This is a genomic window from Skermanella stibiiresistens SB22 (assembly GCF_000576635.1).
GTDB classification, from domain to species: domain Bacteria; phylum Pseudomonadota; class Alphaproteobacteria; order Azospirillales; family Azospirillaceae; genus Skermanella; species Skermanella stibiiresistens.
In genome coordinates this window covers 1-24512 of sequence record NZ_AVFL01000035.1, presented here as the reverse complement: position 1 = coordinate 24512, position 24512 = coordinate 1, and the positions used below count along the sequence as shown (strand labels likewise).

General features: G+C 66.9%; 17 protein-coding genes. 11 read left to right on the top strand and 6 right to left on the bottom strand.

Annotated elements, in window-relative coordinates:
- The first annotated feature begins 295 nt into the window (after positions 1 to 295).
- The 6 genes from N825_RS30015 (at position 296) to N825_RS29990 (ending at position 9618) form a co-directional block, all read left to right on the top strand.
- Positions 296 to 2041, top strand: coding sequence for a TolC family protein (locus N825_RS30015; protein ID WP_198038963.1), 1746 nt, complete (start codon positions 296 to 298; stop codon positions 2039 to 2041).
- Positions 2041 to 4155 (top strand): TolC family protein, encoded by a 2115-nt coding sequence (locus N825_RS30010; RefSeq protein WP_037459969.1) that lies wholly within the window; start codon positions 2041 to 2043, stop codon positions 4153 to 4155. The genes N825_RS30015 and N825_RS30010 overlap by 1 nt, the downstream gene beginning before the upstream one ends.
- The gene (locus N825_RS30005) at positions 4152 to 6170 is read left to right on the top strand and encodes a TolC family protein (protein WP_084165186.1); all 2019 of its coding nucleotides are present in this window, start codon (positions 4152 to 4154) and stop codon (positions 6168 to 6170) included. The genes N825_RS30010 and N825_RS30005 overlap by 4 nt, the downstream gene beginning before the upstream one ends.
- The gene (locus N825_RS30000) at positions 6167 to 7213 is read left to right on the top strand and encodes an ATP-grasp domain-containing protein (RefSeq protein WP_037459965.1); all 1047 of its coding nucleotides are present in this window, start codon (positions 6167 to 6169) and stop codon (positions 7211 to 7213) included. Before N825_RS30005 ends, N825_RS30000 begins: the two co-directional genes overlap by 4 nt.
- A 169-nt stretch (positions 7214 to 7382) precedes the next feature.
- Entirely contained in the window at positions 7383 to 8693 is a 1311-nt protein-coding gene (locus N825_RS37165; RefSeq protein WP_211098427.1) for an FHA domain-containing protein, read from the top strand.
- Between the two features lie 28 nt (positions 8694 to 8721).
- Positions 8722 to 9618 (top strand): adenylate/guanylate cyclase domain-containing protein, encoded by an 897-nt coding sequence (locus N825_RS29990; protein ID WP_037459963.1) that lies wholly within the window; start codon positions 8722 to 8724, stop codon positions 9616 to 9618.
- A gap of 19 nt (positions 9619 to 9637) precedes the next feature.
- Here the strand turns inward: N825_RS29990 and N825_RS29985 are convergent, their stop codons facing one another.
- A complete protein-coding gene (locus tag N825_RS29985) occupies positions 9638 to 10429 on the bottom strand; it encodes a PP2C family protein-serine/threonine phosphatase (protein ID WP_051513572.1) in 792 nt (263 codons plus the stop codon).
- A gap of 306 nt (positions 10430 to 10735) precedes the next feature.
- Here N825_RS29985 and N825_RS29980 point away from each other — a divergent pair, with 306 nt between their 5' ends.
- Together N825_RS29980 and N825_RS37160 are read left to right on the top strand one after the other, a co-directional pair.
- Positions 10736 to 10990 carry a hypothetical protein gene (locus N825_RS29980; protein WP_037459960.1) on the top strand — a complete coding sequence of 85 codons (255 nt, stop codon included), beginning with the start codon at positions 10736 to 10738 and terminating at the stop codon, positions 10988 to 10990.
- 44 nt (positions 10991 to 11034) lie between these two features.
- On the top strand, positions 11035 to 12003 hold the full coding sequence (locus tag N825_RS37160) for an ATP-grasp domain-containing protein (RefSeq protein WP_051513570.1): 969 nt from the start codon (positions 11035 to 11037) through the stop codon (positions 12001 to 12003).
- A gap of 3 nt (positions 12004 to 12006) precedes the next feature.
- Here N825_RS37160 and N825_RS29970 read toward each other — a convergent pair whose 3' ends face one another.
- On the bottom strand, positions 12007 to 13398 hold the full coding sequence (locus N825_RS29970; protein WP_037459958.1) for a putative HlyD family type I secretion protein: 1392 nt from the start codon (positions 13396 to 13398) through the stop codon (positions 12007 to 12009).
- Positions 13399 to 13404: 6 nt separating this feature from the next.
- The gene (locus tag N825_RS29965; protein WP_037459957.1) at positions 13405 to 14154 is read right to left on the bottom strand and encodes a peptidylprolyl isomerase; all 750 of its coding nucleotides are present in this window, start codon (positions 14152 to 14154) and stop codon (positions 13405 to 13407) included.
- Positions 14155 to 14338: 184 nt separating this feature from the next.
- Between N825_RS29965 and N825_RS29960 the strand changes: the two genes are divergently transcribed.
- On the top strand, positions 14339 to 15892 hold the full coding sequence (locus N825_RS29960) for a S10 family peptidase (protein ID WP_037459954.1): 1554 nt from the start codon (positions 14339 to 14341) through the stop codon (positions 15890 to 15892).
- Positions 15889 to 16467, top strand: coding sequence for a hypothetical protein (locus N825_RS29955; protein WP_037459953.1), 579 nt, complete (start codon positions 15889 to 15891; stop codon positions 16465 to 16467). The genes N825_RS29960 and N825_RS29955 overlap by 4 nt, the downstream gene beginning before the upstream one ends.
- Positions 16468 to 16470: 3 nt before the next feature.
- Here N825_RS29955 and N825_RS29950 read toward each other — a convergent pair whose 3' ends face one another.
- The 3 genes from N825_RS29950 to N825_RS29940 form a co-directional block, all read right to left on the bottom strand.
- Positions 16471 to 17322 (bottom strand): fumarylacetoacetate hydrolase family protein, encoded by an 852-nt coding sequence (locus N825_RS29950; protein WP_037459951.1) that lies wholly within the window; start codon positions 17320 to 17322, stop codon positions 16471 to 16473.
- Between the two features lie 55 nt (positions 17323 to 17377).
- Complete coding sequence (locus N825_RS29945; protein ID WP_198038962.1) at positions 17378 to 18910, bottom strand: UxaA family hydrolase; 1533 nt, start codon at positions 18908 to 18910, stop codon at positions 17378 to 17380.
- 61 nt (positions 18911 to 18971) lie between these two features.
- Positions 18972 to 19466, bottom strand: a complete 495-nt coding sequence (locus N825_RS29940) for a GAF domain-containing protein (RefSeq protein ID WP_051513568.1) — start codon at positions 19464 to 19466, stop codon at positions 18972 to 18974.
- A 521-nt stretch (positions 19467 to 19987) separates the two neighbouring features.
- On the opposite strand from N825_RS29940, the gene N825_RS29935 reads away from it, so the two are divergent.
- Positions 19988 to 23821: a CHAT domain-containing protein gene (locus N825_RS29935; RefSeq protein ID WP_051513566.1), complete on the top strand. Its 3834-nt coding sequence runs from the start codon at positions 19988 to 19990 to the stop codon at positions 23819 to 23821.
- Positions 23822 to 24512: the final 691 nt, after the last annotated feature.

Below are 24512 nucleotides of genomic sequence, written 5' to 3'. Positions count from 1 at the left end.
ACGGGTTCGCTAGCTTTACTAGCAACCCAATCAACTTGTCCACCGACAATGGCTTGCCCGTACCCCTCGAAAGTGGCATGAATTGAGGCGAAGAGTCATCGTGCTTGAGAACCTGGCACCAATGCAATTTTTTGTTGTACAAGCTATTGGTCTAATTCGTAGGTGGTTGCACCCGCTTCCCGTCGCCTTGCTATTTCTCGCCTCGCTCGCGGTGCCGCCGTCCCCCATCGCGGCGGCTCCACCGCCATCCGCTCAATCCCAAGCGCTGGGGCAAGTGTCGGTGCGGAGCGGGCCCTTGGACGCCGTCGCCATGGTGCGCGCGGCGGCGGCGGGGTCCTCCACCGGGGTCCGTAGCCTGCTCGACGGCTTGATCCCGCGCGAGGTCACGCTCGACATCGTGGCCGACACGATCCTCCGGGAAAACTTCAGTCTCCTCGCGGCGAGCGAGGCGGTCAACTCGACCGGCGCCGCGATCGTCCAGAAGGACGCGGCGTTCGACATCGGCATGTTCGCTTCCGTCAATCTCAGCGTCAGCAAGACGGCCGACCGCATCCAGACGGTGGGGCGCCCCCGGACCGCCGATACCGATCTCACGCGCGATGACGACGCCGATGGCATTCCCGACTTCGTCCAGGGCGGCACGAACACCGTGGAGGAGGTCGACGGCGAGAAGATCCCTTGCGTCTACGAGGACGACCAACTGGTCAATGGCGGCATCGGGCCAGGCCTCTGCGGCACGGTGCCGGTCTACTCCGAGAAGCTGGAGGCCGCCAGCCTCAAGGGCGCGCCCAACAAGCGCGCCACCGGCTCGATCGGTGTGTCGAAGGTCTTCGCCTTCGGCGGCCAAGGCAGCCTGTCGTTCAGTTCCACCTACAATCAGAAGACGGGAGCGCAGGCGCCCGCGCTGACCCGCCCGATCTCCGCGGAGGACCCCTTCGGCTGGGGGGAAAGCCTGTTCTGGACCGCCGGAGCGTCCCTCTCCGCGACGATGCCCCTGCCCTACACCAAGGGCTTCGGACAAGCGGGTTCACCGGAAAGTTTCGCTCTCGCCGCCGCCCGCGTCACCGACCAGCGGGCCATGCTGGCGGAGAGGGCCGCCCGCAACGCGACCCTCGCCGAAGCGACACAGCTGTACTGGGACATGATCCGCAACCTTCAGGACATCACGATCCTGAACGAGTTGAAACTTGTGCTCGATCAGCGTCACTCCCGGGTGGAGCGGTTGATCGGCAGCGGCACCTTCACCCAGTATGAGCTTGGTCAGATCGATCAGGAGCTGGCGGCGTTCACGCTGCGCGAGGAGGCCGCCTGGACGCAATACCTGTTGCGCTCCAATTCCCTGCTCACCCTGATGGCGGCGGATCCCGACACCGTGCTGATCCCGGTCGACGCCGAGGCGTTGCTCGTCACCAAGGTACCCGACCCGCCATCCGACGCCTATGACAGGGCGCTGATCGGCAACCCGGAGATCATGGTGGCCCAGCGGGACCTGGATCTCGCCAAACTGGCGCTTGAGTTCCGGGACAACCAGAGCCTGCCCGACATAGATCTGGTGATCACCGCCCAATTGACGCAGAGCGACGCCACCTTCGGCTTCTCCAATCCGGGCTCGGCGCTCCTGAACCTGCGGAAACCCGACCAGACCAACATCTTCATCGGGATCCGATACCTCTACCCGCTCGGCAATCAGGCCGCGCGCGCCGCACTCGACCGTGCCCGGATCGACGAGCGGAACGCGTTCGACCGCGCCAGGCTGGCCCGCCAGAGGATCGTCAACTCGGTCGACCGGGCCTTGGCCGATCTGCGCGGCGCGGAGGGAGTGATGCTGGTCAGCAGGGGCGACACGGAACTGGCGCGCTTCTCCTACGAGCGGATCCTCGACGAGCGGGAGCGCGGTCTCGCGACGGAGTTCGAGGTGGTCAACCGCTATCAGGACATCCTCTCGGCGCGGCTCAACGAGGCGAGCGCCAATGTCGAGATGCACAAGGCTTGGGTCAGGCTCAGCGCCGCCCAGGGCACCCTGGAAGAGGAGATCTGGTGATGGGATGCCCAGCCGCGTACCGCCTCGCCGCCCGCCGTCTCGCCGCCCACCGCCTCGCCGCCCTGCCGCTCGCCGCCCTCCTGCTTGGCTCCGGGGCGCTTCCGCCGGTGGCGGTCGGCGTCAGCGCCGCCCAGACGGCGATCCAAAACGACCCCGGGGCCGCCGATGGCGCGGAGGAGGTGCCGGCCCGTTTGTTCACCGGCGATCCCGCCCGGCTGGCGGATGAACGCGCGGTCAACGCCGTGGTCGGCACGACCCGAGCCGCGCTCGCCAGCACCGGCGTCCTGTTCGCCCCCGAGGCGACGCGTGAACTGTCGCCGCGCGAGGCCGCCCTGGCGGCGCTTCAGCGGAACTTGGATATCAAGCGGACCGGGTTGAACAAGGCCGTGACGGAGCGGGCGCTGGTCGAGGCCGAGGCCGTGTTCGACCCCGTCTTCCGCCTGTCGGGCACTGGTTCGCTGTCGCGAAGCTTCCAGCGAACCGAACGCACGATGCAGTACAAGCCGGCCACCCAGGAATATGTCCGGGGCCAGCAGATAAAGACCGGCAACCGGGCGGATGACATTTTCCTATGCGGTGAGATGGCCGACATCCTATCGCAGCCGGAGGAACTGCAAGTGAAGTTCCTGAGCGGCCGGATGATCAAACCCGACAGCAACGATCAGTGCCATGTCCGCACCCTGCCCTCCACCGCCCCGGTGGCGTTGATCGCGTTCAACCAGCAGCGGGTCGCCGGCTATTACCCGTTCCGCAAGGAGGCGAGCGCCGCCAGCCCCAACGGGCAGACCAAGACCTACACGGGCACCTTGGGCGTGTCCCAGAAACTGCCGTGGGGCGGCAGCGTCGACCTTGGTCTCGTCACGACCTACAAGGACGCCTACTACGTCAACAACCCCGACGACGCCTCGACCAGGGTTTACGGTTCCTACAAGCGGCCGTGGACATCGCGCGCGTCGATCGGCGCCGACCACGCGTTGCCCTACACCAAGAACTACCGCGATGGCGACGAGAACCTGCTGGCGATCGACGTGGCGCGGATCAACCTGGATGTCGCCGACTTCGTGGTGCGGGGCACCGTCAATCAGATCCTGCTCGGCGTCGAGACGCTGTACTGGACCCTGGTCGGCTCGGTCCAGCGGCTCAACGCGGCCGCCGGTTCCGTCGCCATCGCCGAGGACGGCGCCGCGCGGATGCGCCGCAAGATGGAGTTGGGTCTCGCCAGTGAAAGCAACCGCGGCCAGGTCGAGGCGCAGATGCAGCGGTTGCGGGCGACCCGGCAGCAGGTCTTCGGCGATGTCCTGACCGCGTCGGAGGCGCTGCGCGACCTCCTGGACGAGCCCGGCGATGTCCTGATCCTGCCGGTCGAATACAGCGCCTCGCTGGATCAGCCACCCGAACCACCCTCGGCGGCGGCGGTCGCCGATGCCGCCCTCCAGGTGCTGGACAGCCCCGACTACTTGAGGGCGGAAACCGCCGTGCGGATGGCGCTGCGCGTCCGCCAGACGCGCGAGGCGCAAACGCGGCCGGACGTCACCGTCAGCGGATCGGCCCAGGTGGGCCAGAGCAACGCCGTCTTCGGCTATGCCGGCTTGATCGAGTCCCTGTCCAACCTGATCAGCTACGACACGGTCTCGCTGAGCATCGGGGCGCTCTACCGCCACCAACTCGGCAATCGGGCGGCCAAGGCGGCCCTGGCGGCGACCGACCACGACATCGCCCGGCAGACCCATTTGGCGCGGCAGGTCGAACGCCAGATCCGGGGAGACTACCAGACGGCGCGGATGCAATTGGTCAGCGCCCGCCAGCGGATCGACGACACCCGGAAGCGGCTCGACCTCGCCCAGGACCTGTACCAGCGCGCCGTCCGGCTCGAAGCTGGCGGTGTCGTGACGGCCTATGAGACGATCGAGCGGTTGGGCACCCTGCTGGACGCGCGGCTCGGCCATGTCCAGGCGCGGATCGACGCGCGTGTCGCGGAAAGCAGGATGCTCGCCAGCGTCGGAGCCTTGGCGGAACGCCACGGCGAACGCACCGCCCAGACGGCGGAGGACCGCCAAAGGGTCGCCCTGCTCCGCGAGACCGGCGGCATGGCGACGTTCGGAGAGCCGCTATGACAGACCGGATGACGGCCCGGCGGCTCATCGGCGCGTCGGCAGCCGCGCTGGTGATCGGGTTCGCCGCGGCTGGAGTGATTCTGACCCTGCCGAGCCAGCCGGCGACCGCCCAGCCACCAGCCGGTGGGCCCTCCGCCCCCCTCGATCCCGGCGTGATCCAGCGGCATGGCGCCGCCGTGACGGAACTGGTGCGCCGGCAAATCGCCGAACTGCCGAGTTCCCGTGACCTGGAACGGGTCGCCATGGTCGGCGAGCTGCTCAAGACCCGGCCCGACATCGCCGGCACCCGGACATTGGAGACGATCGACCATCGGTCCGCCATCGCGAGCGGGCTCGGCAACAACCTGCGCCTCACCATCGGATTGACGACACCCGAACGCTCGGCCGCCTTGTCGCTGGAAGCGTCCGCCGTGTTCGATCCCGTGCTGGACTTGACCATCGGCTATGGCAGGGTCGACGCGGAGCACCGCACCCGGATCGGCAAGGCGATCACCAAGGCCGTCAACGCCGATGGATTCAACATCAACTCGCCCTTCAAGAACCTGCCTCCGACCGAGAAGACGGAGCAAGCCCAGGTGATGGACATGCGGTTGAGGCCGGTGAAGGGCGGCGAACTGATAGAACTAGAGGTGGAGGCGACACCGGGACGGCAGTTCGGCGCCCCCAACGAGAGCTTGAACTACACGCTCCAGGTCACCCAGGAGTTGCCGTGGGGCGGAACCCTCTCGATCACCGACCGGACCGCCCAGCGCGAGGTCTATTACCGGGACGGATACTACTGGCAGGATGGGATGTGGAGCACCAACCTGACCGGCAGCCTCAACATGCCCTTGCCCTTCACCAAGGACTTCGGGCTGGACAATGAAAAGAACGCCAGCGCGCGCGCCGCGGCGGCGGTGGCGGAGCGGGCGGACTGGGATCTCCAGGTCATCCTCAACGCCATCCTGCTGGAGGTCGACACGGCTTGGTTCGACACCGTGCGCGGGCTGGAGTCGCTGGAGACCACCGTCGGGAACCGCGACCTGATCCGGAAACAGAAGGAGCGGATGGATCGGCTCTACGCCCTCAACCAGACAACCCGGCTGCGGAAGGCCCGGATCGACGCGGAGGCCGTCAAGGCCGAAGTCCGCGTCGAGCAGGCGCTCAACGATTACATCGCGGTATCGCAGACGCTATCGTCGCTGATCGGCGATCCCGCGCTGATCGGGGCCGACGCCATCTACCTGCCGGTCGACTACGCCGAGGATCTGGCGCGGGTCGGTCCGATCACGCTCGACGACGCCGTCCGGACCGCCGAGGAAAACCGGCCGGACTTCAAGGTGGATGACCTCAATCGGACGATCCGGGGCATCAGCGAAGCCTTGGCCCGGAACAAGGCGAGGCCGGATATCAGGTTTTCCGCCAGCGCCACCGGGAGCCAGGCCGGGACGACCTACGGTTACGCCGATCCGCTCCAGAGCCACGCCGCCGTCGCGACCCCCGACAGCTTGAACCAGAGCTACGGCCTCGCGATGACATATCCGTGGGCGAACCGCTCGGCCGAGGCCGGAGCCGAGATCGCGAGGCTCGGGACGCGCGACCAGGACTATTCCAGCAAGGCGCTCCACAACAGGGTCCGGCGCGAGGTCACCGAAAGGCTGGCCGCCGTGCAGTCGTCCCGTGCCCGCGCCCAGGCCGGCGCCGCCGAGGTCGAGAACCTGGCGACCGCCGTCGCCAGCCTGGAGCGCCAGCAGGCGATCACCGGAACGGTTTCGGAAGATGAACTGATCGTGGCGACCCGCTGGCTGCTCGGCGCGAGGCTCAGCCTGACCGGCGCCCGGGTCGAGGCCAAGCAGGCGGAAAGCGGCCTGCTCCACGCCCAAGGGATCATCGCCGGCGCGCTGGCGCAACGGACCGCCGCCAGCCAGTTCGACCGCGCCCGGATCGGGTTGCTGGCCGACGCTGGTCACTTGAGTTTCTTCAAACCCGTCGCGGCCCGATCGGGCGCGGACACCAGAACGGATGCCAAACCATGAAGACCGGCCCGAACAAGACTGGCCTGATCGCCCCCAAGGGTTCCATCCTGGGCGGGCGCCTCCACGTCAAGCTGGTCGAGCGTTTGGGGCCGGGCGTGCCCTGGTTCGACGCCACCCTGCCCGAAGGCTCGCGCGCCAGCCTCGGCGAGACCGGTGTCCACTGGGATGGCCACGACCTGAATGGGTTCGACACGCTGTTCATCCAAGGCTTCCGGTACGAGGATCCCGTCATCCCCGCCGCCGATCCGGTGGCCGACTGGTCGCTCTGGCAGGCGGAGCATGTCCGGCGCCAGCAACGGTACAGTTTCCTCTACAGCCTGTTGTCCCGTCTGGAGGCGGGGCCCGCCACCCTGTTCAACACCCCCTCGGCGCATCTCGACGCGTTCTCCCGCCACCACCAACTGGAACTCCTGGAGAAGGCCGGCGTGCCGGTCGCCCGGACCCTCTGCACCAATGACGCCGAAGTCGCCCGCGACTTCCACCACGCGCTGACCGAGGCTGGCGGTCTCGCGGTATGGCGCACCGTGACCGGACGGAGCGCGTGGCAGATCTTCCGCGACCGGCAGCGCTCCCACCTGATGGGAGCCGACAAGCCACCGGTGCTGATCGCCCCGATCGTCCCAGGCCCGGTGCGCCGCGCCTACGTGTTGTCGGGCACGACCGTGCTGACGCTGGAATCGGCGCCGCCGACCGACGAGGGGCTGGAACGGCTCGAACTGTTCCAGCCCCTCGCCGGCCCTCTGCCGACGACCGAGGCGGTCATCTCCGGTGCCGCGCTGTCCGCGGCCGGGCTTGGCTGGGGCTCGGTCCTCTATGTCGCCGGCCCCGACGGTCCGGTCGTCTTCGACATCGACGCCGATCCCGTCATCACGGACCTGCCGCGGGCGCTGTCGGAATACCTGCTCGACCACTTGGCGGCGCGGCTCAGCGGACAGGTGGCCCCGGCCCCGGCAGCTCCCGATGTGTTCGCGCGTGAAAGCCTGTTCCTTCGCCGCATGCTGCGCATCCAGTTCGACATGGAGCGCAGCAAAGGCGGGACATGATCAAGGGTTTAACCCGTTTTAAGATGAACAAAAATTAACACACGTCACTCTAGTTGCTTACAATCCAATGTTTCGGCATAGTGTGGAAGCGGCTTAGGACCGCGACCGTCCCATTTTTCCGGCTCGGACACCCCATAAAGCGATGATCGATCCAAACCACGACCGAACCATGATGGTCCGCGACACCGCCCGCAAACCCGGTGCCGGCGCCGTGGTCAAGGCGGTTTCCCGCGATCCGGACGGCAAGCTGATCTGTTTGGACCCGGCCCAGATCGACGGGTCCCCGGCCCAGTTGATCGTGCCGTTGACGGGTGGCGAGGCGGTGACGCTCGGGCGGGGCGACGCCAGCACCTTCGTCGTGGCGTCGCGCAAGCTCTCCCGCCAGCACGCCAAGCTGTTCCGGGGGGAAGGCACCTGGGGCGTCGAGGATCTGAACAGCACCAACGGCGTCTATGTCAACGGCCACAAGATCACGACCATCTGGCTGAAGCACAACGACGAGGTCCGTCTGGGCTCGCTGGCCTTCCGGTTCGAACTGGACCGGCCCCCGGCCGCCGCGTCCGCGATGGGCGGTGGACGGGCGGCACCAGCGGCGCCCCATGACGACGACCTTTCGGAACGGACCATGATGGTCGGCAGCCTGGGTGCCGGCAAGGCGGTGCTCGAAGCGGTCCGCAAGGTCGAGGCGCCCATCAAGCTGGCGATCGAGGACGACGACGATGCCGGGGAGGAGCGCGGGCCGTCCCGGTTCGGCGGCCTCCTCGTCCGCGGTTCGATCGTCGCGGCCCTGCTGGCCGCGATCGGCGGTGCCGCGGCGGTCTATTACCCGATCCACAAGAAGCGCCAGTATGTCGAGCAGGCGGTGGAGCGATCCGCCATGGTCCGGAAGCGGGTGATCGATCGGGCGTCCCAATATGCTGGCGGCGGCCAAGCCGTCTCCTTCGACCAGGACCTCAACGACTTGGCCGAGGCGGTGGCCGACGGGGGGCGCCTGCTGGCCACGGAACAGAACGCCGCGCTGGCCGACCTGACCGCCCGCATGAAGTTCCTGACCTACGAGCGCGAGTTCCTGCCGCTGCTGGCCAAGGGCGACCTGACATCCGTCCGCCGCCTGACCGACCGCCTCGCCGCCGACCTGGACGGCATCGCCACCCGCGTCCCGGCCGACGCCGAGCCGGGCTCGGCCGAGGGTGTGGCGATCACCCGGGAACTGGTCAAACTGGCGCGCATCCTGATCGACCTGCGCGCGCTGTCGGCGGAGTTTCCGCAGGTTTCGAAACTCGTGCCGAACCATCCGCCGCGCGACCGCATCCACGCGCTGGAGGTGGTCAAGCTGGATTTCACCCGCATCCGGCGCGAGACGAACCGGTACCTGTCGGTCGACTACGTCCTGTTCAACTCGGCGGTCAAGTCGGTCGAGGACCGCGACCTGCCGCTGCTGAACCAGTGGAAGGAGTTCCTGGGGTCGAATCCGGCCTGAGAAGGAGCGGGGCCGAGGAGGAGAGGACGTGGTGGTGGCGGTGCGGTCGGGTGAGTCGATGGCGGTGATGTTCGCGGATGTCTGCGACAGCACGCGCCTCTATCAGGTGCTGCGCGACGCCGCCGCCCACGCCCTGACGAATCGCTGCGTCCGCCAGATCATCGACGCGACCGAACGCTATTCCGGCATGGTCGTCAAGACCATGGGCGACGGCGCCCTCTCCACCTTCCCGTCCGCCGACGCCGCCTATTGCGCCGCCGCCCACATCCAGGAGGCGCTGCGCGGCACGGAACCGCGGGTTCGGATCGGCTTCACCATCGGCCCGGTGATCGTCACCGCAGACGACGTGTTCGGCGCCACCGTCAACCTCGCGTCCCGGCTGGCCGCCCTCGCCAGTCCCGGCGAGATACTGATGACCCGGGCCTGCGTCGACGCCCTGCATCCGGCCTACCGGCCAAACACCCAGCGGCTGGACAAGGCGGTGGTCAAGGGGGGCATCGACGCGGTCGAGATCTATCGCACGCTGGGCGATCCGGAGAACGTGACCGTCACCGCCTTCCAGGTCGACGGATCGGCCGGCAAGCGCCGCGGCATCCTGATCCTGACCCATCGCGGGCGGCAGCTTCGTCTCGACACCGACTCGGCACCGGTGCTGATCGGACGCGACGGCGGCTGCGGCTTGATCGTCAACAGCGACTGGGCGTCACGGCGCCACGCGACCTTGGAGATCCTCAACGGCCGCTTCACCCTGACCGACCACAGCACCAACGGCACCTTCTGCGTGGACGACAGCCAGCAGCTCATGATGCTGAAGCGCGAGGCGACCTACCTGCTGACCTCGGGGCTGATCTCGCTCGGCATCGCGCCGGCCGAGGACCCCGACAACGTCATCCGCTACCGCTATGGAACGATCGACACCGACTGAGCCGGACCAGTCGAACCGGTCAATCGAACCGGATCAGGGCGACGGTCACGTTGTCGCGGCCGCCGAACGCGTTGGCCGCCTCGACCAGCTTGCGGCACGCCTCGTCGAGCGGAGCCTGCTCGATCAGGATGTCGATGATCGTGTCGTCGGGAACCATGCCGTTCAGCCCGTCGGAGCACAGCAGGTAGAGGTCACCGGCGCGGGGTTCCTCCACCGCCACGTCGGCCTCGACATCCTCCATCACGCCCAGCGCCCGCATGATGATGTTGCGGTTGGGCGGCTCGCCGCGGTGGCCCCCGTCGACCCAGGCCTGATACAGGCTGTGGTCGTGGGTGATCTGGTCCAGATGGCCGTTCCTCAGCCGGTAGAGCCGGCTGTCGCCGACATGGAAGACGATGGCGTGCGACAGGTCCGACGGCAGCCAGAACCCGACGATCGTCGTTCCCATGCCGCGGTTTTCCGGGAGGCCGCGCTCGTGGTTGAGGGCGGCGATCCGTTGGTTGGCGCGGTGGACGGCGGTTCGGACGATCTCCATCGACCCCTCCGTCCCTGCCAGCTCGGCTTCGTCCGGCATCGGTTCGTATTCGAGGATGAAGTCGTTGACCGCCTCGATCGCCGTGCGGCTGGCGATGTCGCCGCCGACATGGCCGCCCATGCCGTCGGCGACCAGGACCAGCCCCAGCTCGCTGTCGATCTGGAACGAATCCTCGTTCTGGGAGCGTACCCGTCCGACATCCGTGAGGCCGGCGAATTGAACTGATGTCGGTTCCACCAAAGGGGGAATGGCTGGGTTGGCGCTACGGGCTGTCATTCGAAAATCATCCTGATCGGGGGCCACCACCCGCCAGAGGCAACCAGGGCCGCCCCGAGTTAATGTCATCCAAGCCTTGACGCTTCAAGGTAAATATAAAATTGCCGACATCCCGCGCGTACCGTCATCCTCCCCTGGACCGCGACCTCGCGGGATCATCATCGAAGGCGTGGACGACGCGCGCAACAAATGGTACACCGTTTTGTATAATACTCGCCATGACATACGCGCGCGGCCCGCAACTTCCCGCGGGTTGTGCTTGGCGATCCGTCCGGCGATGGGCGCGCGGCGCCGAGGAGGTCCTGCATGAGCACTGATCTGACCCTTGCCCAGAGCGGGAAATCCGGTGGCGACGCCTTCGGGCAGGGCTATTCCAGCGCGTTCGGCCTGGGCGGCTCCAGTCTGGGGACCAGCGCCGCCGGCGGGCACGACCAGCTCGCCAGCCAAGCCGACGCGACCGGGTTCGGTGGTGCCGCCAACTCCGCCTCCGCCGCGGCCGGAGCCTTCGGTGGCGACATCGCCGACAACACCGCCATTGGCTCCATCAACATCAGCTTCTGATCGCCAATCCTCCCTCGTCAGCCAACCCCGCTGGAACCGCGCCGATGACCGTCAAGATCGCCCTGTTCGCCAACCATGACAGCGCCCAGATCGCGGAGATCGCCGATCAGGTCGCCGAGCAGGGGGCGGAACCCGTCGTGCTGGATATCCAGATCGGGCGTCCGGGCAAGCCCTCGGTCAGCCTGGGAGCGCCGGGGTCCGGCACGGCGCCGCGCTGGGGCGGGGTCGATTTCGGCGAGATCCGGGCGATCCACATCCGCTGCACCGCTCCCCGCACCCTGCCCGTCCTGCCGCCCCTGCTGAACGAGGCGAGCCACGCCGAATACCGCGTCGCCTACCTCCAGGAACAGGCGATGAACGCCGCAACCTACGGCTTCTTCGAGCACCTGCACCTGACCGGGCGGCTGGTGATCAACCGGCTGACCGGCGCCTATGTCGATCACAACAGCAAGGCGCAGTTCTACGAGAAGCTGCGGGCGTCGGGCTTCCGCGTGCCGCGCTCGCTCAGCACCAGTTGCCCCGACGCCGCAGCCGCCTTCCTGGACGCGGTCGGCGAGGCGGTGGTCAAGCCCGCCATCGGCGTCGGCTCGACCCGGAGCGTCACGGTCGAGGACCGCGCCCGCCTGGACGAATTGTTGATGTGCCCGGCGCTGTTCCAGCACCGCTTGCCCGGCTCGACCATCCGCATCCACATCGTCGGCGACCGAGTCGTGCTGCCGCTCCGCATCCTGGCCGACGGCGTCGACTCGCGAACCGCGACGCGTGGGTTCGAGCCGGTGACGCTCGACCCGATTGAGGAGGCCGCCATCGTCCGCGCCAACCGCTCGCTGGGGCTGCACTATGCGGCGTGGGACGCCATCCTCGGCGACGACGGCACGCTGACCTATCTCGACTGCAACCCCGGCCCGTTCGTGATGTGGCTGCCGCCCGAGCACCGCCGCACGGTGTTCGGATCGCTGGCCCAATACCTCATCGACTTCGCCCGGACCGGCAACTTGGAACAAGCCGCCTAGCCCTCACTCCTCCGGCTTTTGGAAGAATCTGGAGGCGGGGGCGAACAGGATCTCGATCAGCCGCTTCTCGCCGGTCTTGATCTGGGCGAAACCCTCCAGGCCGATCTCCAGCGTCTTGGTCACTCCTGTCCTGCCGGTGACGGTCTCGCGCTCCAGCGCCACCTTGACGACATACAGTGACGGCTTGCCCGACTGGCCCTCCGGCTTGGCGCCGATATCGGCGACGATGCCGCTCTGGACGCCATAATCCTCGCCGGGATAGGCGAAATACATGATCTGGACCTTCTGCCCGCGCTTGATCTTGCCGATGTCGCGGTTCTTGATCAGCACATGGGCCTCCAGCGGGGCGGTGTCGCGCACCATCGAGAACATCGGCATGCCGGGGTTGATGATCGAACCGCGCTGGATGTGAACCGCCGTCACCACACCGTCGACCACGCTGGAATACAGCGCCTTCTCGCCGTCATACCGGACACCGGGCACCAGCGTCCTCGATTCCAGCAGCCGGTTGGTCAGCTCGCCGATCCGCTCGTGGATCAACGTCTGATCGCGCTGACGGGCGCTCCGCATGTTCTCGATCTCGTTCTCCAACCGCGACTGCGAGAACGTCTGCGCCATCTGCGCCCGCTCGCCCCGCGCCGTCTCCAGCGCCAGCCTGACGTTCTGGATGTCCGAATCGGCGTTGACCTGGGCGCGCTGGAGATCGCTGACGCGCGTCTGTGCCCGCTGCAACTCCGCCTGGGGGATGTCGCGCATGGCGTAGAGTTGCTGGCGCACCCCCAGATCCTTCCGGGCGTTGGCCAAGTCCTCCTCGATGCCCTGCCGGTTGCGTTGGGTGATCTGGAGCTGGATCTCGATCTGGCGGATCCGGTTGTCGATCGCCCCCTGCTCGGTAGCCCGCCGCCGCTCCAGGTTCAGGCGGTCCAACTCCAGCTGGCTCAGCCGGAAATCGTAGTCCTTGACCGATTCCCGCTCCTTGCGCTGAAGCTCGGCGATCTGGTGCTGCATGGCCTCCTGTTCCGGCGTCGTGGCGGCGCGGATCTTCTCCTGGATCGTCGCCAGCGGATCGCCGGCGAAGACCGCCGCGTTCTCGCTGACATCGACCGCCTCGATCAGGCCGCCGCCCATTGCCTGGATCATCATGGCCTGCCGCTGCAGCATCAGCGGCCCCTCGACCGTCGTGTCCTTCGACGCGTTGAACGAATAGACCAGCAGCCCGAACAGGGTGACGAACAGGACATAGACCGGGATCCGGAACGCCGGATTGGGCGACGAGAACAGCAGCGTCGCCGCCTTCAGCGGATGCCTGTCCTCTCCCGCGATCCGCTTGGCCGGCTTGGCGGATTTCACCGGCTTGGCGGGCTTCGCGGCGGAGCCGGGGCGCTTTGGGGCCATCGTCCGCTAGGCCGGCGCCACGCAGACCTGATGGCGAAGCCATTCCTCGAAGATCTGGTCCTTGATCTGCTTGCCCAGCGCCTCGTTCAGCTTGGTCACCGTGCGGGAGTAGATCTTGTAGATCGTCCACAGCCCGTTCTCGGAGAACGGCCCGATGATCTCGTTGTCGGCGCAGGTGAAGGCGCGCTCGTCCACCTCGGCCGGCAGCATGCCGCGCTTCAGGTTGCCGATGTAGCCGCCGGCCAGCTTGGTGTTGTCATCGACCGAGTACATCCGCGCCAACTCCACGAAGTCCGCCTGCCGCTCGCCCACGGCGGCCAACGCCCGCTCCGCGTCGGCCTTTGTGCGGCAGGCGATCCGAGCGATCGACACGCAGGTGTGGCGGGCGCTGTTCTGCCGGTAATGCGCCTGCACCAACTCCTTCGTGACGATGATGTCGCGCAGGCGTTCGCGCCGCATGTCGGCGGCGATGGTGTCCAGCCACTGCTCCAGCGACAGCCCGAAATGCTTGAGATAGGCGTCGAAGGTCTTGGCGTCCCACAGGGCCAGCGTGTTCTTTCGGCTCCGCACCCGCTCGTCGATCTCCGCCTGGGTGACGCGGACGCCCTGTTCCTCCAGCTTGTATTCCACCACCCGCCGCTCGATGATCTCATAGATCGCGGTCCGGAACGTGCCCTTGGCCTTCAAATGAAGAATCACGTCGGCGACCGTGATCGGATCGCCTTTGACGGTGGTCACCGCGGTGCCGAGTTCCATGTTCCACCAGAAGGTCGTTTATTCTTGATCCAGCCAACCGCCATCCCTTCGGAAAGCGTGACGGCGGGTGGCGAACGATCGTCGTTTTTAGCTCAAATTAGTTACTTCATTGTGACCGGTCGCAAGGGCCAATCGGCCGCACCGCCGGTTGTACGATGGAACACCCCGTCACCGCAGGTCCAGCATGCCGAACAGCACTCCCGCCGCCCTCCGCAGCCCGCTGGTTTCCACCTTGGCCGGGGCCCTGGCCGCCGCGTGGCTCCTGACCGCCCCGCCGGCCTTCGCGCAAGAGACCCCGCCACCGGCCCCCGCCGCCCAAGCCGAGGCGCCCACCTCCGCCCCCGCCACCAAGCGGCTGACGCTCGACCTACCCGACCGGCAATTCGCCTATACCACCACCGCCGAGATGATGCCGATCGTCGACGCCAAGGGAGAGACCACGGCGCGGATCTTCGTCTCGTCCTACCGCGCCGACGGCGCCGACCCGGCCACCCGTCCCGTGACCTTCCTGTTCAACGGTGGCCCCGGAGCCGCCTCCGCCTTCCTGCACCTGGGGCTGGTCGGCCCGAGGATCCTGGTGACCAACCCCGACGGCTCGCTGGCGCCGCCTCCCGCCCGGCTCCAGGACAACCCCGAGACCTGGCTCGCCTTCACCGATCTGGTCTTCGTCGACCCGGTCGGCACCGGCTATTCCCGCGCCACCGGCAAGGAGGACGACGCCGAGAAGAAGTTCTGGAGCGTTCGGGGTGACGCCAGCAGCATGTCGGAGATCGTCCGCCTCTGGCTGACCCGCGAGGGCCGCTGGTCATCGCCGAAATACATCGCGGGGGAGAGCTATGGCGGGTTTCGCGCCGTGGTCATGGCCCTCCAGCTTCAGCGCGACGCCGGAATAGCCCTCAATGGCATGGTCCTGGTCTCGCCGGCGCTTGAGTTCTCGCTGCTGCGCGGCGGCGATTTCGACCTGCTCGGCTGGGCCATGCCCCTGCCCTCCATGGCCGCCTCCGCCCGCGCGCTGGGCAAGGGCGACCCTTCGATCACCCAGGAGGAGGCCGAGCGCTTCGCCCTGTCCGACTATCTCGTCGGCCTCGCGTCCTTGCGCGGCGGCGCCACCGCCGATGCCAAGAGCTTCAACGCCCGCGTCGCCGCCATGACCGGCCTGCCCCTGGAAATCGTCGAGCGTTTCCACGCCAAGCTGCCGATCCAGCTGTTCGCGAAGGAGATGCCGGCGGAACCCGGTCGCGTCGTCAGCCTCTATGACGGCACCATCAAGGTGCCCGATCCCGATCCGGAACGTCAGGCCGTCGGTTCCGACCCCTATCTGGACGCCCTGATCGCGCCCTATTCCACGGTGTTCAACGACTATGCCAGGACGACCCTCGGGTTCGAGAGCGACACGCCCTACCGTCTGCTCAACCGCCGCGTCTCGGGGGAGTGGAACTGGGATCTCGGCCGCCAGCAGGGCTACGCCGGAGTCACCGACGACCTCCAGGAAGCCCTGGCGGTCAACCCCGACATGCGTGTCCTGATCACCCACGGCATGACCGATCTGGTGACGCCCTACCTGTCGTCGCGCTGGCTGATCGACCAAATCCGCCTGCCGCCCGAGATCAAGGCGCACCTCGCGGTCAAGACCTATCAGGGCGGCCACATGCTCTACATGCGCGCCGACCAGCGCCGCCTGATGACCGACGACATCCGCCGCCTCTACCAGGAGACCGCCCCCGGCGGCGTCCCATGAGGGCCCGCCTCGCGGCCCTGCTCCTGCTGGCGTCGCTCCACCCGGCCTTCGCCACCGATATCGAGGTGCTGAGAAATGTGCGCTGGGGCATGGCGCCGCCAGACATCGCCAAGGCGCTGGGCGACGACGCCACCCGCCTGCCCGGCCGTTGGGATTTCGGCCGCTACTACGCCGACACGACCGTCGAGGATGTTCAGGTCGCCAGCATCGGCTTCCGCGCCTTCCTCCAAATCGACCGCCAGACCGGCGGCCTTGGCCAGATCCTGCTGGAGCGGCGCGGCCGCCAAGCGTCGCCGGTGGTTTTCGACGACATCGTCAAGGCTCTCACGGACCGGTTCGGTTCGCCGGAGAAGTCGGACCAGCAAAACACCGCTGCGGTGCCAAAATCGCTCCGCGTCGTCTGGCGCCTGCCGGACTTCACCATCAACGCCAGTTTCTTCGATTTCCGGACCACGGCGATCGTGTCGGAGAACCCGAACGTCGACCGCGATCCGCTGACGCCCTTCTCGGAGCGCCAGCGGAACAACCCGCGGTTCCTACCGCGCCGGGCCTTGATCCGGTTCAACCCGCCTTAAGCGTCAGGACCCCGAATAGGCCTCGACCTTCTGGACCTGCTCGCCCAGACCTTCGATGCCCAGACGGATCGTGTTGCCCGGCTGCAGCCAGACCTGCGGCTTCTGCCCCATGCCGACGCCGGGAGGCGTCCCGGTCGAGATCAGGTCGCCCGGCAGCAGCGTCATGAACTGGCTGCAATAATGCACCAGATGGCGAACGCCATAGACCATGGTCTCGGTCGTGCCGTCCTGGTACCGCTTGCCGTCGATCTCCAGCCACAGCTTCAGCTTCTGCGGATCGGGAACCTCGTCGCGGGTGACCATCCAAGGGCCGATCGGGCCGAAGGTGTCGGCGCTCTTGCCCTTGACCCACTGGCCCGACCGCTCGATCTGGAAGGCGCGCTCGGACACGTCGTTGATCACGCAATATCCCGCGACATAGTCGAGAGCGTCGGCCTCCTCGACATACTGCGCCTTCTTGCCGATCACGATGCCCAGTTCGACTTCCCAGTCCGGCTTGGTGCTGTTCTTGGGAATGATCACGGTGTCGTTCGGGCCGCAGATCGCCGTCGTCGCCTTCATGAACATGACGGGCTCGGGCGGCACCGGCAGGTTCGATTCGGCGGCGTGGTCGGCGTAGTTCAGGCCGATGCACAGGAACTTCGACACGTCGGCGACGCACGGTCCGATCCGCGGGTCGCCTTCGACCAGCGGCAGCGACGTGACGTCGAGCGCCCGCAGCCGATCCAGCGAGGCGTCGCTGACCGTCGCCGGGCCGATGTCGTCGATCACGCCGGACAGGTCGCGGATGCGCCCCTCGGCGTCCAGGATACCGGGCTTCTCCGCACCGGGCGGGCCATAGCGCAACAGCTTCATTGGGTTTGGTTCTCCACTCTTTATTTTAGGGTCCCGGATTATGCGGTCCGAGTACTCACATCACCGCGCCGATTTGCCACGGCACGAACTCGTTGTCTCCGAAGCCCTGGGCCTCGCTCTTGGTCGGTGTGCCCGACGCCACTTCCAGAATCTTCCGGAAGATCCTCTCACCAGCCTGCTCCACCGTTTCCAGCCCATCGGCCACGGTGCCGCAGTTGATGTCCATGTCCTCTTCCATGTGATCGTACATGGTCGTGTTGGTCGCCAGCTTGATGCACGGCGCCGGCTTGAAGCCCGACACCGAGCCGCGCCCGGTCGTGAAGCACACGACATTGGCGCCGCCCGCAACCTGCCCGGTCGCCGACGCCGGATCATAGCCGGGAGTGTCCATGAAGACGAAGCCCTTGGCGGTGATCGGCTCCGCGTATTTATAGACCTCGACCAGATTGGTCGTGCCGCCCTTGGCGGTGGCGCCCAGCGACTTCTCCAGGATGGTGGTCAGACCGCCGGCCTTATTGCCGGGAGACGGGTTGTTATTCATCTCGCCGCCATTGCGGGCGGTGTACTCCTCCCACCAGTGGATGCGCTCCACCAGCTTCTCGCCGACCTTGCGGCTGACCGCGCGGCGCGTCAGCAGATGCTCGGCGCCATAGACCTCGGGCGTCTCGCTCAGCACCGCCGTGCCGCCGTGCCGCACCAGCGTATCGACCGCGGCGCCCAGCGCCGGATTGGCCGAGATGCCGGAATAGCCATCCGAGCCGCCGCACTGCAAGGCCACCAGCAACTCGCTGGCCGGCTGTTCGGTGCGGGTGAACTCGTTGGCCAGCGGCAGCATCTCCAGCACCCGCTGGCGGCAGAACTCGATGGTCCGCCGCGTGCCGCCCAACCCCTGGATGTTCATGGTCTGGAACATCGGGCCGCGCTCGATCCCATAGGCCTCCAGCAGGAAGTCGATCTGGTTGACCTCGCAGCCCAGCCCGACCAGCAGCACGCCCGCGAAGTTCGGGTTGCGCGCGTAGCCCCACAGCGTCCGCTGGAGGTTGGCGTAGCCCTCGCCGCTGTCGGCCATGCCGCAGCCGGTCGAGTGGGTGATCGCGACGATGCCGTCCACATTGGGAAACGCGTCGAGCGCGCCCGGCTTCTCGAACTCCGCCGCGATGTAGCGCGACACCGTGGCCGAGCAGTTCACGCTCGACAGGATGCCGATGTAGTTGCGCGTGCCGACCTTGCCGTTGGCCCGCTTGAACCCCATGAACGTCGCCCGCTCGCCCTCCGGCACATAGTCCACCGGCTTGACGTCGGCGCCATACGCGTAGTCGCGCGCGAAGTCGTGCATCTCGACGTTATGGACGTGGACATGGTCCCCTGGCGCTATGTCCGTGGTCGCGAAGCCGATGATCTGATTGTATTTGCGGATCGGCTCGCCGGCCGCGATCCGCTGCGTCGCGATCTTGTGCCCGCGCGGCACCTGCCCCTGGCAGGCGATGCCATCGACCCCGATCGGCGCTCCCGGCAGCATGTTGACACGGGCCACGACCACATTGTCGGCGGCGCTCAGACGGATCGTCAGCGGCTGTACATCGGACATACCAATTCCCCTCCTGTTTCCTTCCACCGGAGGGCGTTTTCAGTCGCCTCCGTTGATCCCGTCACTTTATATGGTCAACCAAGACGCGAACCAAAGCCTCGCACCCCACACGATCCTCATCGTCGAATCGCCCCACGACCGGACTGTCCAGATCCAGCACTCCGATCACCCGGCCGCCGACCTTGATCGGAACCACCAGTTCCGACCGCGAGGCGGCGTCGCAGGCGATGTGTCCCGGAAATTCATGGACATCGGCCACCACCTGGCTGACGCCGGTAGCGGCGGCGGTGCCGCAGACACCCTTGCCCACGGGAATGCGGATACAGGCCGGCTTGCCCTGGAACGGCCCCAGCACCAACCCGCCATCCCTCATCAGGTAGAAACCCGCCCAGTTCAGATCGGGCAGACCGTGATAGATCACGGCGGCCATGTTGGCCGCGTTGGCGATCAGATCCGTCTCACCGTCCATCAGCCCAGCCAATTGCGACGCCAGTTCGCCATAAGCCTCCGGTTTCGACAGGGTCGCCTCGGGAGGCTGGAAATACTCGGCCGGCATCGTCTGGTCCCCAGGCTTCGGTGCCCGCCCAATCTGGACCAACCCGGACTGGTCTGTCCAGTCACGGCGTTTACATGGGCGTCATGCGCGCCGACGCGTCAACCCAATCGGTCCTGCACAGCCATTGATCAACAGGTTTCATGATATCATCCTGGATCATCTCCAGCACAATGGATCCTCGGATCAAGTCCGAGGATGACGAATTGATAGATAGTAAGAGTTCGGAAATTAATATACAAACAAAAATTTAACTCATCCAAATAAACTCGTCATCCTCGGACTTGATCCGAGGATCCATTTTGCGGAAGAGTTGCCAGGTTCATCCCGAACCCCTTCGAATTTTCAGCGGCAACTCGGCACCTGTCACCAACATACTCGACACTGAAGGCCGATCACATCGGAACGGACGCGATCAAGCAAGCGCCGCCACGCCCAACCAAAAAATTGCACCGGCACAGCCATACCTATATCGTTCGGATAGGCTGAAATCAGGTTATCCCCAACGAGGCGCCGCCCCCGTCATGCTCAACGCGCGTATCGAACTCGCTGGCGCCGCCCTCAAGTGCTCCACGACCCGCCCCGGCGCGAGCGCGTCCCTGATCCCGCTCACGCCGGAGCGGCAGGAGCGTCTGCGCCGCTGGGCCACCGATTACGACAACGCCGTCCGCGCCCGCCAGCCCGAGGCGCTGCCCGCCATCGGGCGCGACATCGCGGCCCTGCTCGACGAGGGCGGCGGCTGGCTGGAGCGGGCGCTGGACAGCGTCGGCGACATCGCGCTGGAAATCCGCGTGCCGTCCAACCCGACCGACCCGGACGACCGCGCCCTCGCCCAAGCCCTGCTCGACCTGCCGTGGGAGCTGCTGACCGCCCCCGGCCCCTCCGGCCATTACCTCGCCCTCGACCACACCCGCCTGTTCCGCGTCGCCCGCCGCATCGGAACGCCGCCGCCTCCCTCGCCGGAAGCGCCCGCCACGCCGCTGCCCGGCGACCTGACGCTGCTGTTCATGGCGGCCGAAGTCGAAGGCCAGCACTCCCTCAGCTACGAGCGCGAGGAGGCCGCCATCCTCGACGCCACCGCCAGTCTCGACCGCCTGCACCTGCTGGTGGAGGAAAGCGGCGGCATCGAAGGTCTGCGCGACCGGCTCGCCCAGACCGGCGCGGTGGAGGCGCTGCACATCACCTCCCACGGCGAGATCGTGAACGGCCAGCCCCTGCTGGCGCTGGAGGCACCCGACGGCACGCTCGACCCGGTCGGCATCGCCGGCCTGCGGAACGCCCTGGGCGCGGAGGAGCGCTACCCCCGGCTGGTCGTCCTGTCCGCCTGCCGCACGGCGGAGGCCGAAGGGTCGGCGGGCTCCTTCATCCAGGAGGTGATCCGCGCCGGCATCCCCAACGCCCTGGGCTGGGACGGATCGGTCTACGACAGCGACGCCACCAGCCTCGCCGCCGCCTTCTATGGCGAACTCGCCGCCAGCCAACCCGTCACCGCCGCAGCGGCCATGGCGCGCCGCGCGCTGCTCCAAGCCCACACCGCCAACCCCGACACCGGCCGCCATTGGCATCTGGCGCGGGTCTATCTGGGGCCGGGCGGCGGCGAGGCCCTGTGCGACCCGACGGCCGACCGGCGCGAGTTCGACAACGGCGCCGGCATCCAGGAATTCCTGGACCGCAAGGGCGAGCGCGTCCCGGTCGCCACCGCGGCCCAGTTCGTCGGCCGCCGCCGCCAGATCCAGCGCGCCCTCCGGGCCTTGGGCCCGGCCCGAATCGCCACGGCGCCCGCCGGCGTGCTGATCCACGGCATGGGGTGCGCCGGCAAGTCCAGCCTCGCCGCCCGCGTCGCCAACCGCCTGCGCGGCCACCACACCGTCGTCCTGGTGGACGACTACGGCCCCGACGCCCTGCTTCACGAATTGGAACAGGCACTCCCGCCCGAGCAACGCGCCAGCTTCCGATCCACCTGGAGCCAGAAGGTCGACCAGGACCCCGAGGCGTTGAAGGACGCCCTGGACAGCCTGCTGAAGGGGCCGTTCAGCGGCCGCAACGGCAACTCCGCGATCCTGCTGGTGATCGACGATCTCGAACAGCGCCTCAAGCAACCCCAGCCCGGCGAGACCGCGACCCCCTTCAAGACCGCGTTGGACAAGACGGTGTTCGGAGCCATCATCGCCGCCTTCCGCGATGCCAGGACCACCGCGTCGCGCCTGCTGCTCACCAGCCGCTACACCTTCGACCTGACCGACCGCCGCGGCAAGGACCTCGCCGCCTGCCTCGCCACCATCCCGCTGCCGCCCATGGACGCGGTCGAGCGCGCCAAGCAGATGCGCGCCGCCGCCAGCAAAGCCGGCACCGACCGCGACCAGTCCAGCGCCGCGCGGCAGGAGTTGGAGGCCCGCATCCAGCACGCCTCCGGCGGCAATCCCGGCCTCCAGCACGACCTCACCGCCCCCCTGCTCGCGGGTGACCTCGCCGCCGCGGAACGGCTGGTCGGCGCGTCCGAACGCTATCTCCAGACCGGCACGATCCCGAAGGACGCGGCGGAAGCGGTCGAGTTCTTCCGGCGTGTCCCGCTCGATGCCTTCCGGGCGATGCTGACCGGTACCGAAGTGGCGCAACTCGGCGCCACGACGCTGTTCAGCCTGCCGGTACCGCTATCCGTGCTGGCGGTGACCGGCACTGCCGCGGGCGTCGGCGATCCGGCGGCGGCATTGGACCGGCTGCACGGGTTGGGTCTGCTCGACCACACGGACAATCCGGGCACTGCTCCCGACGGCATGTGCGGTCCCTTGGTCCGCCCCCTGGTCACGCCGCTATCACCGAAGGAAGCCGAGAAGCTGGCGGCGGCGGTGATCGAGCCACTGGTCGCCGCTTGGACCGACGATGACGGCGAGCTGCCATGGGACCAGCGCAGATTGGCCGCCGCACACCTCGCACTCCTGGGCCGCGCACCAACCGCCATCATCAGCGCCACGGCATACGCTGGTGGCCGTTTCCTGTTCAATCGCCTGCACGACGCCCGATCCGCCCTGGACCTCTGCACGAACGCGCTCGCCATCACGGATGAGCGGAAAGCGCCACCCAGCCCGGCCTTGATTCTCGTCGGTACACAATGCGCTGAAAGGCTGGGTGAAACCGATTTACTCGATCATTTGCTCGATCGCGGCCTGGAGGCATCGGCGAATGACCTATCCCGCCACGCCATGCTGCTGGCACAAGTCGCGGATCGTCGACGCCAGACCGGCGACCTCAATGAAGCCGAAGGTCTCCTTGAACGAGCGAAAAGCCACTTCGAAACCCTCGGCGACGTGCGCTCCCGCGCGGTGACGATGGGCCGGATCGTCGACATCCTGCAAGCCCGCGGCGAACTGGACGAGGCGCTGCGCATCCGCCGCGAGGAGTTACTGCCGGTCTTCAACAGGCTTGGCGACGTGTGCTCCCGCGCGGTGACGATGGGCAAGATCGCCGACATTCTGCGAGCCCGCGGCGAAATGGACGAGGCATTGCGCATCCATCGCGAGGAGCAACTGCTGGTCTATGACCGGCTGGGCGACGTGCGCGAGCGCGCGGTGACGATGGGCAAGATCGCCGATATCCTGCAAGCCCGCGGCGATATGGACGAGGCGCTACGCATCCGCCGCGAGGAGGAACTACCGGTCTATGACCGGCTGGGCGACGTGCGCTCCCGCGCGGTGACGATAGGCAAGATCGCCGACATCCTGCGATCCCGCGGCGAGTTGGACGAGGCGCTACGCATCCGCCGCAAGGAGGAACTACCGGTCTACGACCGGCTGGGCGACGTGCGCTCCCGCGCGGTGACGATGGGCAAGATCGCCGACATCCTCCGATCCCGCGGCGAGTTGGACGAGGCGCTGCGCATCCGCCGCGAGGAGGAACTGCCGGTCTATGACCGGCTGGGCGACGTGCGCTCCCGCGCGGTGACGATGGGCAAGATCGCCGACATCCTGCAAGCCTGCGGCGAACTGGACGAGTCGCTGCGTGTTCGGTTGGAAGATTCGCTGCCTATACATCGGTGTATGGGGGATGTTCACAGCATCGCTTATATTCTCTACCGTTGCGCCGACCTCCGTGTTCAAAGAGGCGAAAAGAACACTGACGAACTTCAAAGAACTATTGACGAATTCAGTGAAAGCCTTGGTTTATTCCTACAGCTAGGCGCGGTTGGTTTTATCTTTGTGGTTGGCCGTGCGTTTGGACAGTTACTCGCCGCTCTAGGGCAGAATGAAGATGCTTACGGTGTCCTTGATCACACCGCATCCGCAGCGGAAAAGCTCCAGCGATTTGACGATGTTCGGACAATCCGCGACTTTCAGGCGACGCTGAAGCCGGAAGCCGAATGACGGCAACTGGTTCTGGAAAGTTTGCATAAATTCCTATATGGTACCCCTGCGCGGACGCTCGGTTGTTCCAAGCGGGATCTTTGAAGCGTGAATACCAAAACCCGGTGCGCCGGGAGCGGTGCGGTCGTCAACGGCTTCGGCCCTGCTCTGGAAACAATCCCGAGCACCCACACGCCCCAGATGATGACCTTCAGTGACGTTTTAGGGGTTTTTCAGCGTCATCATCCTCGGCTCTCAGGCCATTGCCGGACCCGCCACACTCGGCTTCAAGTTCCGGTTTAACATCAGCGCGTTTCCACTCGTAAATCGGGTAGAGCGAAGCGGCACCCGACACCAACACGCCGGCTTGTCGGGTGCCGCTTCGCTCTACCCGACCTACGGTTGCCATCCGACACGTCTACAAAACCATCGCCACTCCGCCATCCACACGCCCGCGATGACAAATGATGACATTTCCAGCCTTGCTCCGGGGGCGTACGCCACCGTCTCACGCCCAACGAGCACCACCGCCACCGACGCGCCCGCTACACCGCCTCGGCCATTGACACACTCGCGAAACCGCGCCAGTGTCCGACCGACTCGCAACCGCGAGGCGGCCAAACCGGGGAGCTGGAACCTCCCCGGCCCGGCCTGACCACCCCAACGACACATGGAGTCGTCAAGATGGCTGATCGAGCCAATAGCACACCCT

Coding starts and splice junctions, on each gene's coding strand:
- N825_RS29950 (WP_037459951.1), bottom strand. CDS start 17,322: ATGAAGCTGTTGCGCTATGGCCCGCCCGGTGCGGAGAAGCCCGGTATC.
- N825_RS29945 (WP_198038962.1), bottom strand. CDS start 18,910: ATGTCCGATGTACAGCCGCTGACGATCCGTCTGAGCGCCGCCGACAAT.
- N825_RS37160 (WP_051513570.1), top strand. CDS start 11,035: ATGACCGTCAAGATCGCCCTGTTCGCCAACCATGACAGCGCCCAGATC.
- N825_RS29985 (WP_051513572.1), bottom strand. CDS start 10,429: ATGACAGCCCGTAGCGCCAACCCAGCCATTCCCCCTTTGGTGGAACCG.
- N825_RS29965 (WP_037459957.1), bottom strand. CDS start 14,154: ATGGAACTCGGCACCGCGGTGACCACCGTCAAAGGCGATCCGATCACG.
- N825_RS30000 (WP_037459965.1), top strand. CDS start 6,167: ATGAAGACCGGCCCGAACAAGACTGGCCTGATCGCCCCCAAGGGTTCC.
- N825_RS29960 (WP_037459954.1), top strand. CDS start 14,339: ATGCCGAACAGCACTCCCGCCGCCCTCCGCAGCCCGCTGGTTTCCACC.
- N825_RS30005 (WP_084165186.1), top strand. CDS start 4,152: ATGACAGACCGGATGACGGCCCGGCGGCTCATCGGCGCGTCGGCAGCC.
- N825_RS30010 (WP_037459969.1), top strand. CDS start 2,041: ATGGGATGCCCAGCCGCGTACCGCCTCGCCGCCCGCCGTCTCGCCGCC.
- N825_RS37165 (WP_211098427.1), top strand. CDS start 7,383: ATGATGGTCCGCGACACCGCCCGCAAACCCGGTGCCGGCGCCGTGGTC.
- N825_RS29980 (WP_037459960.1), top strand. CDS start 10,736: ATGAGCACTGATCTGACCCTTGCCCAGAGCGGGAAATCCGGTGGCGAC.
- N825_RS29955 (WP_037459953.1), top strand. CDS start 15,889: ATGAGGGCCCGCCTCGCGGCCCTGCTCCTGCTGGCGTCGCTCCACCCG.
- N825_RS29970 (WP_037459958.1), bottom strand. CDS start 13,398: ATGGCCCCAAAGCGCCCCGGCTCCGCCGCGAAGCCCGCCAAGCCGGTG.
- N825_RS29935 (WP_051513566.1), top strand. CDS start 19,988: ATGCTCAACGCGCGTATCGAACTCGCTGGCGCCGCCCTCAAGTGCTCC.
- N825_RS29940 (WP_051513568.1), bottom strand. CDS start 19,466: ATGCCGGCCGAGTATTTCCAGCCTCCCGAGGCGACCCTGTCGAAACCG.